The 16,390-nt window shown below is 57.9% G+C and carries 11 protein-coding genes; 4 read left to right on the forward strand and 7 right to left on the reverse strand.

What is annotated here, in order from left to right:
- Nucleotides 1-30 precede the first annotated feature (30 nt).
- From RBB77_RS08270 to RBB77_RS08295, 6 genes are all read right to left on the reverse strand, one after another.
- The gene (locus RBB77_RS08270; RefSeq protein WP_353066360.1) at nt 31-1,014 is read right to left on the reverse strand and encodes a GNAT family N-acetyltransferase; all 984 of its coding nucleotides are present in this window, start codon (nt 1,012-1,014) and stop codon (nt 31-33) included.
- Nucleotides 1,015-1,076: 62 nt separating this feature from the next.
- Nucleotides 1,077-2,909, reverse strand: a complete 1,833-nt coding sequence (locus tag RBB77_RS08275; protein ID WP_353066362.1) for an ArnT family glycosyltransferase — start codon at nt 2,907-2,909, stop codon at nt 1,077-1,079.
- 27 nt (nt 2,910-2,936) lie between these two features.
- A complete protein-coding gene (locus tag RBB77_RS08280; protein ID WP_353066364.1) occupies nt 2,937-3,935 on the reverse strand; it encodes a DHH family phosphoesterase in 999 nt (332 codons plus the stop codon).
- Complete coding sequence (gene rbfA / locus RBB77_RS08285) at nt 3,932-4,342, reverse strand: 30S ribosome-binding factor RbfA (protein WP_353066366.1); 411 nt, start codon at nt 4,340-4,342, stop codon at nt 3,932-3,934. The genes RBB77_RS08280 and rbfA overlap by 4 nt, the downstream gene beginning before the upstream one ends.
- A 99-nt stretch (nt 4,343-4,441) precedes the next feature.
- Nucleotides 4,442-4,738 carry a DUF503 domain-containing protein gene (locus RBB77_RS08290; RefSeq protein ID WP_353066368.1) on the reverse strand — a complete coding sequence of 99 codons (297 nt, stop codon included), beginning with the start codon at nt 4,736-4,738 and terminating at the stop codon, nt 4,442-4,444.
- 213 nt (nt 4,739-4,951) lie between these two features.
- Entirely contained in the window at nt 4,952-5,341 is a 390-nt protein-coding gene (locus RBB77_RS08295) for a YidH family protein (protein WP_353066370.1), read from the reverse strand.
- Nucleotides 5,342-5,535: 194 nt separating this feature from the next.
- Here RBB77_RS08295 and RBB77_RS08300 point away from each other — a divergent pair, with 194 nt between their 5' ends.
- From RBB77_RS08300 to RBB77_RS08310, 3 genes are all read left to right on the forward strand, one after another.
- Complete coding sequence (locus tag RBB77_RS08300) at nt 5,536-6,753, forward strand: cytochrome c3 family protein (RefSeq protein ID WP_353066372.1); 1,218 nt, start codon at nt 5,536-5,538, stop codon at nt 6,751-6,753.
- A gap of 241 nt (nt 6,754-6,994) precedes the next feature.
- Nucleotides 6,995-9,160 carry a peptidyl-dipeptidase Dcp gene (gene dcp / locus RBB77_RS08305; RefSeq protein ID WP_353066374.1) on the forward strand — a complete coding sequence of 722 codons (2,166 nt, stop codon included), beginning with the start codon at nt 6,995-6,997 and terminating at the stop codon, nt 9,158-9,160.
- Nucleotides 9,161-9,515: 355 nt separating this feature from the next.
- Entirely contained in the window at nt 9,516-13,442 is a 3,927-nt protein-coding gene (locus RBB77_RS08310) for a TonB-dependent receptor (RefSeq protein WP_353066375.1), read from the forward strand.
- A gap of 73 nt (nt 13,443-13,515) precedes the next feature.
- On the opposite strand, the gene eutC is transcribed toward RBB77_RS08310, so the two are convergent.
- Nucleotides 13,516-14,325, reverse strand: coding sequence for an ethanolamine ammonia-lyase subunit EutC (gene eutC / locus RBB77_RS08315; RefSeq protein WP_353066377.1), 810 nt, complete (start codon nt 14,323-14,325; stop codon nt 13,516-13,518).
- A gap of 216 nt (nt 14,326-14,541) precedes the next feature.
- Between eutC and RBB77_RS08320 the strand changes: the two genes are divergently transcribed.
- Nucleotides 14,542-16,347, forward strand: a complete 1,806-nt coding sequence (locus RBB77_RS08320; protein ID WP_353066379.1) for an ABC transporter ATP-binding protein — start codon at nt 14,542-14,544, stop codon at nt 16,345-16,347.
- The last annotated feature ends 43 nt before the right edge of the window (nt 16,348-16,390 follow it).

Genomic DNA, 16,390 nt, shown 5'->3' on the forward strand with positions numbered 1-16,390 from the left:
GTGCTTGTCTATGCGCTTGCGCAACCAGTTTTAGGGTGTCGGGTTGGCCCGGTCGAGAACCATGGCGTCGAAGCGATGACGGATGAAGAAGCCATGAGTCTGGTATAGCTTGACAGCCTGCTGATTGGCCTCGGTGACTGTCAACGTGATGGCGGCAAAGCCGGCGCGGGCAAGATGGTTGGAGCAGTAATCGAGCACGGCTCGGCCAAGTCCATGTCCGCGCCAGCCTGGTGCTATGCATAGTTGGGTGACGTGGGCGACATCGCTGGCCACGCGCGAACATAACAACATTCCGACCATGGCTCCGTTGCTGCGATCGCGGAGTACCCAAGAGGCATCAGGCTCAAAGACGCCGCAGCCAGGGAATCGGACGATGTTATGCAGGAACCGAAGTGAGCCGTGCAGGGAGCAGTATTGATCGTTGATGCGGGCGTCGATGTGGCCCAGATAGCACTCGTGGATGAGTTCGGCTGCGGCCTGATAGTGGTCTGCAGACCAGCGTAGCAGATCGATGTTAGGTGGGAGATTCGGTTCGTTTCGCGCCTGAGGCGAAGTATTGTCGAGGTTATATTCCATGAAGAGGCGGGGATACATCGAAAAACCTGCGGCGTGAAAGGCCTCGTTGATTGAGCCAGCATCGTAGAGAAGTAGCTGCGACTCGATGCGCTGGATGCCGGGGGAGTGTTGCAGGAGCTGCAGCAGCTGGTGGAGCAGCGTCTGCGTGGTCTGAAGCATCTGCGCTGTATCGTTTCCGATGGCGAAGGCATCACCGACGACGGCCTTCTGACCTTCGTAGACGCAGAAGGTAAAACCACAGATGCGTCCACGGTCGAGCGCAACGAAGCCGGGCAGGATGCGGGAGTCGAGATATTGCAGGAGGAGTTCGGTGGAGCTTTGATAGTTCCAGCGGAGTCGCTGCTCCCATACGCGCGACTCGGTTTCGAGCAGGGGACGAAGCTGGCGCGCCGAGAAGTGGCGAAGGTCCAGTATCTCGAGTTGGGTCGCGACGGCCATACCTTTCGTCGAGCTTATAGGAATTTTCGAGAGATGGGTGAGTGTTACGTCGGGCACCCCGGTCAGGGTTGGTCTACGCTTGCCTCGGGTTTGGCGTAGACGCGATAGACTTCAATGCCCTGCGATTCATAGAGGAACAAGGGCTTGTAGACGCGCCCGGCGAGCCAGTGTTCAAGGTCCGCGGTGTCGTTGGCACGGATGACGAGGATGTGTTCTGCGCTGGGGACTCCGTCGGTGCTGTAGTGAATCATGGGTTCATTGCGATAGAAGGCGAGGCCGTAGTCCATGTCACGCTTGATGTCGGTTGCGACGAGTTTCACGTCGGGCGCCTGCTGTTGGATCTCGCGGGCGAGCGGCCGGGCGGAGTAGTTCATGTCGAGCTCTTTGCCGTAGAAGCCGAGGAGAAAGACGAGGGCCGCGAGGATGGGAAGCAGGGTTACGTTGCATACCTGCGGGATACCCCAGCGACGGATAGTGAGGAAGACGATGGCTCCGAAGGCGATGGCCGCGGCGGCCGCGATGAGCAGCCATTGTGTGGAGGGTACGAGGGTCTCGTACTTCATGTGCTGGGGGGCGAGGGCAAGAACGAAGACAAGAAGACCGCATGTGGCGGCGTGAGCCCAGACGAGCCATTGTGGCAGACCGGTGCGGCGGCTTCGGTTGAGATAGTCGGCCGTGAGAATGGTCATCGGAGGAATCGAAGGGAGAATGTAGCCGGGAAGCTTGGAGCCAGAGAAGGAGAAGAAGACGATAGGGAAGATCGCCCAGAGGACGAGAAATTCAGGAAAGGCGTCTCCGGCGCGAGTGTGTCCGAGGTAACGCTGCGGGTTGTGCCGGACCTTCCATTCGGCGATGGAGACTTCGATGGAGTCGACCAGGGCTCGAATGGCCATGACGGTCCAGGGCATCAGGCCGATGAGGGCGATCGCGACGTAGTACCAGAACGGTTGGTGGTGCTGGTAACGGTTGGTAGCGAAGCGCTCTAGATTATGTTCCAGAAAAAACAGGCGATAGAAAGTTGGGTTGCGCTTTTGAACAGCGATGTACCAGGGCAAAACCATGACCAGGTAGAGCACGACGCCGGGGATCCAGATGGTACGGCGGAGGAGGGACCACTCGCGGCGAAGTCCGGCAAATAGGAGAATAATTGCCAGTGCGAGGAAGGGAGCTACAGGGCCCTTGGCGAGCGTGGCGGCGGCACCGAAGAAGTAGAGGTCGAAGAGCCAGAACTTTTTGCCGGTTTCGTACCACGCGTACCAGCCGAGCATGCCGATGCAGAAGGGCGCTGCGAGCTGCATGTCGGTGGAGGCTCCGCGTGCGAAACTGACGATTGCGACGCAGGAGGCAGTGATCAGGGCTGCGTCCAGGTGACCACCGGGCCGGAAGCGCCGCATGTGGAGGAAGATGAGTACGACCAGGGCGAGGGCTCCGGAGGAAGAGGGGAGACGCGCTGTCCAGTCGGAGACGCCAAACTCTTTGAAGAAGCTCATAGCGCGCCAGTAATAGAGGGCGGGCTTTTCGAGCCAGGGCTTGCCGTAAAGGATAGGAGTAACCGTGCCGCCGGCTATGCAGTGGAACGAGTTTCGAATATCTTCCGGGCGAAGGCTGCGCGGGACCATCTTAGCGTCGACGTCGTGGCAGGCCTTGGAGTGCGCAGTGAGCATCTCGCGGGCGATCTGGGCATACCGTGGTTCGTCCGCGCCGACCAGGCCGAGCTGATCGCCACCGAAGACGGGGACCAGACCGAAGAGCAAAAGAAAAATGGTGACTACAAAGAGGATGACGAACTCACGAACCGTTGTGGCGGAGGGTATCTGAAGATACTGCTGGAGCCACATCGCAGCGGCGCTGCCATTCCTTGCGCCGGAGTCGGCGGGATGTTGAATATCGTCCATTTTCCTAAGAGGAGCGAGACAAGGCTATCAGAGTCCTGTCCGAAGCTGGGTTAGGATTTGCTCGAGAGCGACCGGAAGGGGGCCATCGAGGGTGCATCCGCTGGCGTTGCGATGGCCGCCTCCGCCAAAGAGTTCGGCGATACGAGCTACGTCTGTTTTGCCTTTGCTGCGGATGCTGAGACGAAATTGGTCGGCGTTAGGGACCTCTCTGAGGAAGACCGCCGATTCGACGCCGGCGATGCTGATGAGGTAATTGACGACTCCCTCGCAGTCCTCGGCGGTGGCGCCGACGCCGTCCATGTCTTTACTGGTGACCCAGGTCCACGCAAGATCGTCGTCGCACTGGAGATTGGAGAGGGCGATGCCGAGCAGTCGGATCTTGCTGGCGGGGTTCGAGAGGTAGATGTCGCGGGCTATCTGGCTGGGATCGGCTCCGCAGGCGGCGAGATGATGGACCAGGGCGAAGGTGTCGGCGTTCGTGCTGGAGTAGGTAAAGGTTCCGGTGTCCGAGAGGATGCCCGCGTAGATGCAGGTGGCCATGGAGGGCGTGATCTCGACGTTTGCAGCGACGGCGATGTGGTAAACCATGGCGGCGACGGCGCAGGCGTGTTCATCGATCCAATTAACTGAGGCGAAGGGACGCCCGCTGGCGTGGTGATCGATGTTAATTAGAGTTCGGCCTTCGAGACCGAGAAGACCTGTGCGGACGATGCCGTCGCACTCGAGGAGGATGGCGGGGGTGGTACCGGAGGGGTCCACGTCGTTCGCGGAGGGGGAGTGATGGATTCGGCCGATGTTGGGGAGGGTGGCGTAGGAGGAGGGGATGGGGTCGGCGAAGACGATGTCGGCCTGGCAGCCGAGTTGGTCGAGCACCTCAGCGAGGGCTAAGACGGAACCGATGGCGTCGCCGTCGGGGCGGGTGTGCGAGGCGAGGAGGAAGCGGGGATGGGACCGGAAGATCGTCAGCAGATCGTCAATCCGGGCTACATGGGGCTTAGGCTCGAGGAGCTGTGCTTGAGGGGTCATGATTTAGGAGGCGCCCCTTGGACCGGTTCGGAGGGGATGCGCTTCTGCTCACGCTTGCGGGTGCGGGCGAGGAGCTCGTCCATGCGTCCGGTCATCTTCTCGGATCGGTCGATGGCGAAGCTCAGCTCTGGTACATGGCGTACGCCCATGCGGTCGCGGAGTTGAGAGCGGATGTAGGCTCGGGCAGTGGTCAGACCTTCGAGCGTGGAGGCTTCCTCCTCCTCGTTACCGTGGACGGCTACGAATATGCGGGCGGATTTGCCGCCGGGTGCGAGAACGACCTCGGTGACGTAGCTGGGGGCGATTCGTGGATCGGAGAGTTCTCCTTCGAGCATGGCTCCGATCTCCTCGGAGAAGGTGTTGGCGACACGGTTGCGATGGTAGGTTCTTGCGCGCTGCTCGGGCATATGGTTTTGACTGGGTCGAACGGTTGAGGATATCAGAGTCAGGCCTGTCCACCTAGTGCTCGAGGAGGATTTAGGTAGGATTTCTTGTGGATTGTGCTGTCATTCGGGGAGGATCTCGGCGTAAGAGTCGGTGATCTCAGCACTTAGGGCGGCGGCTATGCGGTGGACCGCGTGGTCGATCTGGTGGAGTTGGCCGGTGAGATAGCTGGTGGAGGAGGAGATGGCGGCGACTCCGAGAGTGGCGCGGTTCCAGACCATGCCGTCGTCCAGCTCGGCGACGGATAAGTTGAAACTGTGGCGGAGTTTATCTTTCATGGAGCGTAAGACCTGGCGTCGGTCTTTGAGGGACTGGGCGTGAGGAATTTCGAGTTCGATGGTGAGTTTGGCTACGGGCATTGTCTTGGTACCCCCTTCCCCGGTTCAGGGTATTTTGTGGGGAAGTCTCTTATTTTGTTGTATCTACGAAGGGTTGGTGGCTGCAAAATATTGCATCTAAAGGGGTTACGTGCAAAATATTGGAAAGAAACGACTTAAAGCCGATACTTGATGTTGGTTGCCGATCTTTGGCCGTTTCTCGTGATCGTTTTTGTCAAGTACCCCTCTCTATGTTTAGCGGACGAGTATCAGGTAGATGGTCATGGCTACTCCGGCAGCGGCTAGCAGGAGGCCGAGGACGACGGCGTCTCTGGAGACTCGGCCGGGACGCCAGGTGCCGGAGCTTAGCTCCTGGATTAGTTGGAAGTGACGGTAGACGGCGGTGAGGTTGACGATGACTCCTAGTGCGACCAGAAGGACGCCGGACCAGAGGGAGAGGCCAGTGGTGCGGGCGGGTAGATGGGACTCGGCGGCGGTGATCTGTCGGAGGAAGAGGCCGAAGCGGCTGACGGCGAAACCGATTCCCATCAGGCCGAGGCCGGTGCGGATCCATGCCAGGAAAGTTCGTTCGGCGGCGAAGTAGACGCGGGGATCCTGCTCGACGGGCTGGGGTGGAGTCGGCATGGTGGGATTGTAAGGCAGGGCGGGGAGGTAGTGAGTTGTGGTTTTTTGATGGTGGGTTGTGGTGATTTGCTGGTGCTGTGTGAGGCTCTGTTTTGGGATCGTTCGCCGACATGAGGTCGTGACAACTTGCGGACGTTGTTTGCCTATATTTGAAAACCATGTGGGGATGGGATCGGCGACGAGTGGAGGCTTGCGTGAGGAGATGGGCGGTTGTTGGGTTGGTCGCCTTTGGGGTGATCTGTTTGTTGCCGCCTGATCGGGCTCGGGGCGAGGGGCCACCGGGTGCTCATTTTGTGGGCTCGGAGAGTTGCAAGAGTTGCCATAGCGCGACGTACGACAGTTGGAAGAAGACGCGGATGGCGAATGTGGTGCGCGATCCGAAGGTGCATCCAGAGGCGGTGCTTGGGGATTTCAATCATGCCGATCCGCTAGTTACGTTCGGGATCGGGGATGTGGCTTTTGTGTATGGGAGCCGATGGAAGCAGAGGTATTTCACCAAGCGTGGAGATGACTACTACCCGGAGCCGGCGCAGTGGGATGTGAAGAAGGGCCGGTGGCTGCCGTATCACGCGGAAACGGGCACAGATTGGTGGCTACCGTTTTATGGGCCGAGTAACTTCGATCGTCCTACGGGACCGACGTGCGATGGCTGCCACTCGGTGAACTACAACGTTGAGACCAAGCAGGTGACGGAGTGGAATGTGGGATGCGAGAAGTGCCACGGGCCGGGGAGTCTGCATGTGGCGCATCCGACGACGCAGAATATTGTGAATCCGGGGACGCTTGATTACGTGCGCGGCAATGACACCTGTATTCAATGCCACAGTCAGGGGCGGCCGCTCGCGAACCCGATTAATGGGAAGTACTTTGATTGGCCGGTGGGTTTTTTGCCGGGAGAGAGGCTGGCGGATTTCTGGAGACTGGAGGAGTTGAAGCCGGGTGTGACGAACTTCTTCCAGTATGCGGACCTGACGGCGCACAAGAACAGAATGCAGGGGAATGATTTTGTGCAGAGCAATATGTATCACCGGCAGATCCGATGCTTTGACTGTCATCAGGTTCACAGTAACGAGAATGCGTCGAACCTGATTGCGAGGGGGAATGCGGTTTGCCTGACGTGCCACACGAAGGATAATCCTGCGGGACTAAAGGGGACGGTGAGCGAGCATACGCATCATGCGGCGGGAAGCAAGGGGAGTGAATGCGTGGCGTGCCATATGCCGAAGATTGAGCAGACGATCAAGGACAACGCTGTGAGTGCGCATACGTTTCGGTTTATTACGCCTGTTGAGACGGAGCAGTCGGGGATTCCGAATCCTTGTACTTCTTGTCATACGGATAAGTCGACCTCGTGGGCTACGAAGGAGTTGAGGGGGTGGAAGACTACTTCGCCGTGGCGGGTGGTGAATTAGTTGTTGAGGGGGTCGCCGGTTGGATGCAAGAAGAAATGCAACGGCAAGAACAACAGCAACAGCAGATCCCCTGCGGGGATGACAACGAGAAAGGCAACAGCAACAGCAGATCCCCTGCGGGGATGACAACTAGAAATGCAACGGCAACGGCAGGGGGGTGCGCGGAGTTGCGAATGTTGGAGGAGGGGAAATCCTCTACAATTTGGGTTTGGATCACGATTGAGGAAGTTCGGAGATATGGATGAGTCGAGCGAGTTTGGTGCGGCGTGTGTCTTTGGCGATGAGTCTCGGAGCGTTTGTGGGGGTGAGTGTGAGTAGTGCACAGGGTGCGGTGATGAGCGCGAAGGATGCCGGGTTTGGGCCATCGAATCCGTTTTATGCGAAGAGTTCGCTGCCGTTCGAGGCGCCGCCGTTCGACAAGATTAAGGACAGCGATTATGAACCGGCGATCGAAGCCGGAATGGCGGAGGAGTTGAGGGAGATTCAGGCCATTGCGGATAATCCGGCTGCTCCTACGTTTGAAAATACGATTGTCGCGATGGAGAAGACGGGCCAGTTGTTTCAGCGGGCGCAGGCTGCGTTCGATGGCGTGACGGGGGCGAATACGAATCCTGAGCTGGAGAAGCTGCAGGAGGTGCTGGCTCCGAGGTTGGCGGCGCACCGGGATGCGATTTATCTGAATGAGAAGTTGTTTCGTCGTGTGGCAGCGGTGTACGAGGCGAGAGCCTCGCTGAAGCTGAGCCCGGAGGGACTGCGTCTGGTAGAGGTGAGGTACAGGGACTTTGTGCATGCCGGTGCGAACCTTTCGGATGCCGATAAAGAAAAGTTGAAGAAGTTGAACGGAGAAGAGTCGACGTTGTCGAACGGCTTCCGCAGCAAGGTGCTGGCGGCGACCAAGGACGCGGCGTATGCGACGACGGATAAGGAAGTGCTCGCGGGGTTGACGGCGGGAGATTTGAGCGGGGCGCAGGAGGCAGCGAAGGAGCGGAAGAAGGATGGGTATGTGCTTCCGCTGCAGAATACGACGCAGCAGCCGGTTCTTTCTTCGTTGAGTGTGAGGGGTACGAGGCAGGCGATATTTGAGAACTCGTGGACGCGCACGGAGCGCGGCGATGCGAATGACACACGTTCGACGATTGCGAGGCTTGCGCAGTTACGTGCTGAGAAGGGCAAACTGCTAGGGCATGACACCTACGCAGGCTGGAAGCTGGAAGACCAGATGGCGAAGACGCCGGAGAACGCGCTGAAGTTTATGGATGCGCTGGTGGCTCCTGCGACGGCGAATGCGGCGGATGAGGCGAAGGATATTCAGGGTGTGATTAGTGCGCAGGATGGCGGGTTTTCGGTTGAGCCCTGGGATTGGGAGTTTTATTCCGAGCAGGTGAGGAAGGCGAAGTACGACATCGACGACGCGCAGGTGCGGCCTTACTTTGAGCTGAATAATGTGCTTGAGAATGGCGTGTTCTATGCGGCCGGTCAGTTGTATGGTCTGAGCTTCAAGGAGCGGAAGGATATTCCAGTTTGGAATCCGGATGTGCGCGTGTTCGAGGTGTTCGACGGGGATGGGAAACCGCTGGCGCTGTTCTATTGCGACTACTACAAGCGCGATAACAAGAACGGCGGAGCGTGGATGAGCAGCTTCGTCGACCAGTCGAAGCTGAAGGGTACGCTGCCGGTGATTTATAACGTTGCGAATCTGCCGAAGCCTGCGGCGGGTGAGCCGGCGCTGGTCAGCTTTAGCGATGTGATTACGATGTTCCACGAGTTTGGGCATGCGCTGCATGGGATGTTGGCCGATACGGAGTATCCGAGTTTGTCGGGGACATCGGTGCCGCGGGACTTTGTGGAGTTTCCGTCGCAGTTCAATGAGCATTGGGCGACGTACCCGGCGGTGTTCGCGCACTACGCGAAGCACTATAAGACGGGCGCGGCGATGCCGGAGGATCTGGCGACGAAGATCAAGAAGGCGGCGGATTTCAACCAGGGTTATCTGCTGACGGAGTTGGTGGCGGCGGCTGAGCTGGATATGCAGTGGCACACGCTGCCGGTGAGCGATGGGCTGCAGGAGCCGGATGCGTTTGAGAAGGCCGCGCTGGCGAAGAAGGGATTCACGTTGAGCTACGTTCCGCCGCGGTATCGGTCGAGTTATTTTTCGCATATATGGGGCGGAGGATATGCGGCCGGGTACTATGCGTATCTTTGGAGCGAGATGCTGGATGATGATGCGTTCCAATGGTTCCAGGATCACGGCGGTCTGACGCGGGCGAATGGAGACCGGTTCCGGAAGATGGTGCTGTCGCGTGGGAATACGGAGGATCTGGCGAAGATGTATGAGGCGTGGTTGGGTAGCGCGCCGAATGTCAAGCCGATGCTGAAGTATCGCGGACTGGTGAAGACGGCGAAGTAGGCCGCGTCCGCGAAGAATAAAACGAGGTTAGGGAATGAGCCGCTTGCGTGGGTGATGCAGGCGGCTTTTTCCTATGGGTGGACTGCGCGGTTTACGTGGCTGCAAAAGCGTCGATGAGAAGTTGCGTGCAGACGTCGAATTCTCTTCGCAATTTTGACAACTTCAGATATGCTCATTTTCATTCCAAGTTCACATAGCAAACTGAATTTCACCTGTTCCGAAGTTTAAGTTCGCAGTTGCCTCGGCGTCGTCCCCGCGGATTGGCCGTGCTGCATCTGTGTCTTTGCAAATGCCTACTTTCAGGCAAAGGACGACTTGTTGTAAGTAATGCGCTGCAACACTTAGGAGCAAGATTATGAGTAGGTGTTTCCGTTCCTTCTTCTTTGTCGTTGTGTGCCAGATGGCGTGTCTGCTTCTGGTGTGTCCCGTGTTTGGGCAGCAGACGCTCGGCGGCCTGACGGGGGTGGTGACCGATGGCCAGGGCGGGATTCTGCCGGGGACGGTGGTGACCGTGGTGGGGGATCAGACGGGGTTGACGCGGACGCAGACGGCGGGAAGCAATGGATTTTATGATTTTGCGAATCTGCCGATTGGGACTTACACGCTCTCGTTTACGAAGGAAGGGTTTCAGTCACAGAAGATGCAGGGGATTCCTGTGCAGAGCGACCGGACGGGGACAGTGAATGCTCAGTTGAGCGTGGGTGCAGTGAACACCGTGGTGAGCGTGGAAGCGGTCCCGCTGTTGAACGCGGTGGATACGACGAACGGGTACATTCTGGATAAGGCGCAGATCGAGTCGATACCGCAGCCTACGGGGAGTTTTACGGGATTGGCGATTCTGTCGCCGGGTGTGAACGCGGAGCTGCCGGGTGGTACTGGAGCTCAGTCTGGTTTGGGGAATCTGCCGATCTGGGCGAATGGACAGCGCGACACGAGTAATAGCTTCTCGATCAACGGCGTGGATGCTAGCAGTCTCTTCAATGGGAAGAGCACAAGCCAGGTTGGCTCGCAGCGTGTGATCAACAGTACGGGGGCTTCGACGACGCAGGGTGGCGCGGGAGTGATTCAGACCGTTGCATCGGTTTATCTTTCGATTGGTAACGCGATTCCTACGCCGGCGCCGGAGACGATCCAGGAGGTGCGGGTGAACGCGTCGATGTATGACGCTCAGCAGGGCTCTACTTCGGGTGCGCACATCGATGTGAATACTGCTTCGGGCACGAATGCGTATCACGGAACGGCGTATGGGCGGCGCGGAACGAACTGGATTAATGCGGCGCCGTTCTTCTTCAAAAATAATCCGCTGCTCGCGAATGATCCGAAGGACGAGAATCCTGAGCTGCACCGGTATATCGCCGGGGGGACTTTTGGCGGTCCGATTATTAAAAACAAACTATTTGGTTTTGTGTCGTACCAGCATCTGCAGGTGTCGGATCAGGAGATCGGGGATAACTTCATCAATGTGCCGGTTGGCCTTTCCGATACGAATCGCGATGCGGCTGGCTTTGCGAATATGATCAATGGTCCGTTTGGGACCACACTTACTGCTGCCAACATCGATCGGACTGCGCTGGCTTTGTTCAACTCGCCTTCGCTGCCTGGTGAGCCGGGTAAGTGGCTTGTGCCCAATGACACGGGATCGTCGGGGATGTCTGCTTCTCATCCCTACAATGCTTTTCTTCCTGGCACGGGTCGTTTCAAGGCTGATATGGCGGTGGCTAATCTTGACTACAACATCAGTAACAAAGACACGCTGTCGCTGAAGTATTTCTATCAACATGATCCTACGCTTGCTCCTTATGCCTACTCGAGCGTTCCGGGATTTACGGAACATCTTGACTCGGGCGCGCAGGTTTTCTCGATCATCAACACTTATCTTGTGAAGTCGAATTTGAGTACCACGGAGAGTTTGGGTTTTCTTCGGGAGAAGACGTGGGTGGATAACGAGCAGCCATTTGGGCCGGACGCGATTCCGGGAGGCTCGCTGGGAACAGTTTCGATCAATGAGTTTGGGTCGAGTTATTTTCCCGGTGTGTCGATTGTGAATGTGTTGGGCAGCGCTCAGGCTCAGTATGGTCTGGTTAGTTCGGGCATTCTGAACATTGGGCCTAACGCTGAGGGACAGGCTCCTAATACCGGAGCTTTCCAGAATCGATGGCAGCCGTCTGGAAATGCGATCTGGACGCTGGGCAAGCACACGGTTACGTTTGGGACGAGTTATAGCTATACGCAACTCAATACGATCGACCATCGGACGAACGCGGGCACGGTGGCGACGGACGATTTGAGCGCTTTTGCGCAGGGGTATGTGACGCCGGGTAGCTCTTCAACCCAGTTTTATGTCAGCTCGTTTCTGCAGGGTGATGCGAGCCGTTACTACCGGGCGAACCAGGTGGGGAGCTATGTGCAGGACAAGTTCCAGGTCACGCCGACGGTTTCGCTTACCGCGGGGCTGCGTTATGACTGGGATGGTGGCCTGAGCGAGAAGAACGGACGGATCTTCAACTTTGACCCGACGCTTTACAGCTACAACGAAGCGTCGGATACGATCGTCAATCCTGGCTTCATCATTGCCAGCAACAACAAAAACGGAACCACAGGTGTGAGCCCGACCACACTGACGGGGCGGCAGTGGGGGATTGGTCCGCGGCTGGGTGCGGCATGGCAGCCGGAGAAGTTCGGAGGCAAGCTGGTGGTGCGTACAGGCTTCGGGATGTACTACGACCGCGGTGAACTATTCAGCTACTTCTCGCCTGGCTATGCGATTGGAACGGTTACTGGCGGGCCTTTCGGCGTGAACCAACAGCTTCCTTTCGTTACCGCACAATCTTGCCCGGTCCAGAGCCTTTACAGCTACTACATTCCAACCTGCGGTGGAGGTGGCGGCATAAACCCACCGACCTCTGCGCCTACGGCTGCGACGGGCAATCTCGCGAACCCGTATACCAACGTGAAGAATGCACCGCCGACGAATCCGCAGTCGTCCGACTTGAGCAACTACCTGCCGAACATTGCGAGCATCAATGATGGCGGGCAGCCGATTTCGCTTGGTGTCTACGATCGCGCCAATAAACTGCCTTATACCTTCAACTACACGCTGGATATCCAGTGGCAGCCGCGCAATGACCTTGCGATCACACTGGGCTACGTTGGTAATCTGGGGCGGCATCAGGTGATTCCGGTTCCGTTCAACCAGCCTGGAATTGCTTCACCTAGTGCCAATATCCATGGTGAGAAGTATTCGTATGGTTATAACGTTGGGGGAGCCACGCTGCCTGATGGGACTGGCTATGACTTCGACTATGAGGGCGGCAACATCGACCATCGCGTTCCTTATGTTGGTTATGCGGCGGAGTCGATCTCTTATCGAGCGGCGGGAGTGGATGCCTACAATGCGCTGACGGCACACGTTGAGAAGCGGATGAGTCACGGATTCCAGGTGGCTGCTTCTTACACGTACTCGCACGCGCTCGATGAACAGAGTGGCCTGGGGCTTTTCTATAACGGCAACAATCCGTTGAACCTGCGCGACGGATATGCCTCGTCCGACTTTGACCGCACCCATGTGATCAACTTCAACTACGTTTACAGGCTGCCCGATTTTGTTCATAACCATGCGGTCGAAGGTTATTTTGCGAATGGCTGGTCGCTGGTGGGGCTTACGATTCTGCAGAGTGGCCAGCCGTATAGCGTGATTGACTTCAGCGGCGCTGTGGGCAGCATCTTCTACGGCGTCAGTAACGGAATTACGAATCCAATCGTTCCGCTGGCTCCGGGGTGCACTGCGAAGTCTGCGAAGACGGGGCATTCTGGGGCGTTCAATCCGAGTGGCGATCCGAATCTGAATGCGTTGAAGGCGTCGTGTTTCACGATTCCAATACTGCAGGCTGGCGGACTGAGCGGCGCTGTTCCGACCTCCGACCCATATGAAACGGACTTTACGACTGGTCAGCGCAATATCTTCCATCAGGCCTTCCAAAAGCGTTCGGATGCGTCGCTGATGAAGGTGACGAAGTTCACGGAACGGTACAGTCTCACTTATACGTTTGATGTGTATAACCTCACGAACACAAGCAGTTTCGATGTGCCCGGCAATGAGGTGGCACAGAACGTTAATTACAATGGCTTTCCGCAGGCTGGGACGCCGGTTCTACCTACCGGCTGCAACACCACCAGCCCAAGCACCAACACCTTTTATAACTGCCCGAGTGGGTTGGGTACTGTGACGCATACGATCGGGAGCCCGCGGCAGATACAAATGGCGTTGAGATTCCTGTTCTAGAGATTGCGTTTGCATATGAGTTTCTGCAGTGGCCTGCGTGATGAGCGTGGGCCATTTTTTTTTGCAATCGGAGTCAGGAGCTGAGAAGAGGCGGGGTTGCTTCTTTGAGGGCGGTGCCGGTGAGTTTGAGTCGGCTGGCTTCGGCGCAGTAGAAGGCAATGCGGGCGGCGGCGGTGAGGTAGTCGAGGCCAGCGGTGCGGATGTTGGAGATGCAGTTGCGGTCGGCGTCGGTGCGGCCGGGAGTGGGGTTCCAGGTGACGTATGCGCCGAGGGAGTCGGGTGAGCTGAGGCCTGGGCGCTCGCCGATGAGGATGACTGAGAGGCGCGCGTGGAGGAGGGAGCCGATGCGGTCGGCGATGGCGACGCGTGCCTGGGTGGCGATGCAGAGTGGGCCGAGGGTCTGGTTTGCAGGCAGCGCGGGAAGGAGGGCGGCGAGGAGGGGGACGGCGTGGTGCTCGATGGCGGTGGCGGAGAGGCCGTCGGCGATGACGAGGAGGATGTCACAGGGGGACGGGTGGAGGAGAGCGGCGGAGGCGGGGGACAGGGTACGGCCGAGGTCTGGGCGGCGGAGGTAGGAGGCGCGGTCGGGGGCGGCGCTGGCGAGGGTGAGGATGGGTACGGTGAGGGACGGGATTTCGGTATTGAGGCGGTGGATGAGGAGTTGGGTGTCGAGCGCGGCGTGGACGGCGTCGCGAGCCTGGGCGTGGGCGAGCTGGAAGTCGAGGATCTCTGTGGTGGCGAGGCTGACTCCGGTGCGGCGCAGGGCGATGCGGGCAGGCGTGTAGCTGCGCAGAGACGGGGGCGGGGTGGCGGACGGTGCTCCGGTCGGGGCTATCTCCAGCTCTTTTACTTCTTTTGATTCTTTTGTTTTGTGGTCGGACATAGTTGATCGTGAGTTGTCTGTAGTGTGAGGAACGATGATAGCGAGTGTACGAAAAAACGACGCGCGAGGTTGTGTTTGTGGAGGTTCGGGTAGGATGATTGTCTGCTGGCTGCGATGAAAGAACGCTTGTTGGGGAGATGCTGTTGATTTCTACTTGAAGGATCGGTGGTTGCAAGGATCTGAAGTAGTGGTTTGCGGGGATAGGGCCTGCTTATTATGTTGCGGTTTATCGGAAGTCTAATTCGACCTTATCGTGGCACGCTGGTGGGCATCTTTCTGGCCATGCTGGTCGAGACGGTGATGAGCCTGGCGACGCCGTGGCCGTTGAAGATCATCCTCGATAACGTAATCGGCGACCACAAGATGGCTCCGTGGCTGCATCGGCTGATTGGGTCGATGGTGGATGAAGGCTCGAGGTCGCATGAGTCGAGGCTGCATGTCGCGGGGCTGGCGGCGGTGGTGTTTGTCGTGATTTCGCTGTTGGGCGCGGTGGCGTCTTATATCGACAACTACTACACCGAGAGTGTGGGGCAGTGGGTGGCGCATGATCTGCGCATGAAGATGTATGGGCACCTGCAGCGGCTGTCGCTTGGGTACTACAACACGCATGCGACGGGAACGATTCTGAGCACGATTACGGCGGATATTCAGACGATTGAGGGATTTGCTTCGTCATCGACGTTGAATATTGTGGTCGATATGCTGACGATCGTCTGCATGCTGGGGTTGATGTTCTGGCTGAACTGGGACTTCACGCTGATTGCTGTTGGGGTGACGCCGTTTCTGCTGCTGTTTGTTTCGAGATTTAAGAAGGCAGTGAAGAAGGCGACGCATGAGGTTCGCAAAGAGCAGAGCGAGATTGTCGCGGTGGTGCAGCAGGGGTTGGAATCGATACAGGCAGTGAAGGCGTTTGGGCAGGAGGCGACGGAAGAGGCGCAGTTGGAGCTGGTGAGCCAGGCGACGGTGAGCGCTGCGCTGAAGGCAAGGAGTGTGAAGGCGCTGCTGTCGCCGGTGGTGACGATTACGGTGTCGTTGTGTACGGCGGTAGTGTTGTGGCGCGGAGCCGCGCTGATTCTTGAGAAGACGATGACGGTGGGCGAGCTGACCGTTTATCTGGCCTACCTTACGAAGTTTTTCAAGCCGGTGAAGGATCTTGCGACGACGACGAATGCAGTGGCGCAGGCGGCAGTTGGAGCAGAGCGGGTTCGCGAGATTCTGGATACGGATGCGGTGATTCCGGAGAAGAAAGATGGGTTGACGCCGGAGACGGTGGCGGGGACGATTGAGTTTGAGCACGTCGCGTTTGGATATGACCCGGCGAATCTGATTTTGACGGATGTGAGTTTCAAGATTGAGGCGGGTCAGTTTGTGGGGATCGTGGGGCCGACGGGAGCCGGGAAATCGACGGTGGTGAGTTTGATCCCGCGGTTTTATGATGTCGATTCCGGGTCGGTAAAGATGGATGGCGAGGATGTGCGTGAGTACAAACTGAAGCCGCTGAGGGACAAGATCGGGTACGTGCTGCAGGACACGGTGCTGTTTCGCGGGACGATTTTAGAGAATATTGCGTTTGGGCGGCCGGCGGCGACGAGAGAAGAGGTGATTGCGGCGGCGAAGCTGGCGAATGCGGATGAGTTCATTTCGAAGATGCCGTTGGGGTACGAGACGATGGTGGGGGAGCGGGGATCGACGCTGTCGGGTGGGCAGAGGCAGCGGATTGGGATTGCGCGGGTGATGGTGCGGAATAGTCCGATTCTGCTGCTGGATGAGCCGACGGCAGCGCTCGATAGCGAGTCGGAGAAGTTGGTGATCGATGCGCTGGAGAAGCTGATGGAGGGGCGGACTGTGATTGCGATTGCTCATCGATTGAGCACGATCCGGGATGCGAATCAGATCATTGTGATTAATGAAGGCGTTGTGGCGGAGAATGGAACGCATGAGGAGTTGATGGCGGTGAATGGGATCTATGCGGCGCTGCATCGGACGCAGTTCGACGCCGGGTTGGATAAGGTGATGGCGTAAAGGACCTGCTAGTTGTATTGGGCGATGAGAGGCTGTAAAAGAG

Origin of the sequence: Tunturibacter psychrotolerans, assembly GCF_040359615.1 — a bacterium.
Lineage (GTDB): Bacteria > Acidobacteriota > Terriglobia > Terriglobales > Acidobacteriaceae > Edaphobacter > Edaphobacter psychrotolerans.

What these genes read in the sequence shown, in the direction of transcription:
- RBB77_RS08320 (WP_353066379.1), top strand. Translation starts at nt 14,542, where the DNA reads ATGTTGCGGTTTATCGGAAGTCTAATTCGACCTTATCGTGGCACGCTG.
- RBB77_RS08295 (WP_353066370.1), bottom strand. Translation starts at nt 5,341, where the DNA reads ATGCCGACTCCACCCCAGCCCGTCGAGCAGGATCCCCGCGTCTACTTC.
- RBB77_RS08275 (WP_353066362.1), bottom strand. Translation starts at nt 2,909, where the DNA reads ATGGACGATATTCAACATCCCGCCGACTCCGGCGCAAGGAATGGCAGC.
- dcp (WP_353066374.1), top strand. Translation starts at nt 6,995, where the DNA reads ATGAGTCGAGCGAGTTTGGTGCGGCGTGTGTCTTTGGCGATGAGTCTC.
- RBB77_RS08310 (WP_353066375.1), top strand. Translation starts at nt 9,516, where the DNA reads ATGAGTAGGTGTTTCCGTTCCTTCTTCTTTGTCGTTGTGTGCCAGATG.
- RBB77_RS08290 (WP_353066368.1), bottom strand. Translation starts at nt 4,738, where the DNA reads ATGCCCGTAGCCAAACTCACCATCGAACTCGAAATTCCTCACGCCCAG.
- eutC (WP_353066377.1), bottom strand. Translation starts at nt 14,325, where the DNA reads ATGTCCGACCACAAAACAAAAGAATCAAAAGAAGTAAAAGAGCTGGAG.
- RBB77_RS08280 (WP_353066364.1), bottom strand. Translation starts at nt 3,935, where the DNA reads ATGACCCCTCAAGCACAGCTCCTCGAGCCTAAGCCCCATGTAGCCCGG.
- rbfA (WP_353066366.1), bottom strand. Translation starts at nt 4,342, where the DNA reads ATGCCCGAGCAGCGCGCAAGAACCTACCATCGCAACCGTGTCGCCAAC.
- RBB77_RS08270 (WP_353066360.1), bottom strand. Translation starts at nt 1,014, where the DNA reads ATGGCCGTCGCGACCCAACTCGAGATACTGGACCTTCGCCACTTCTCG.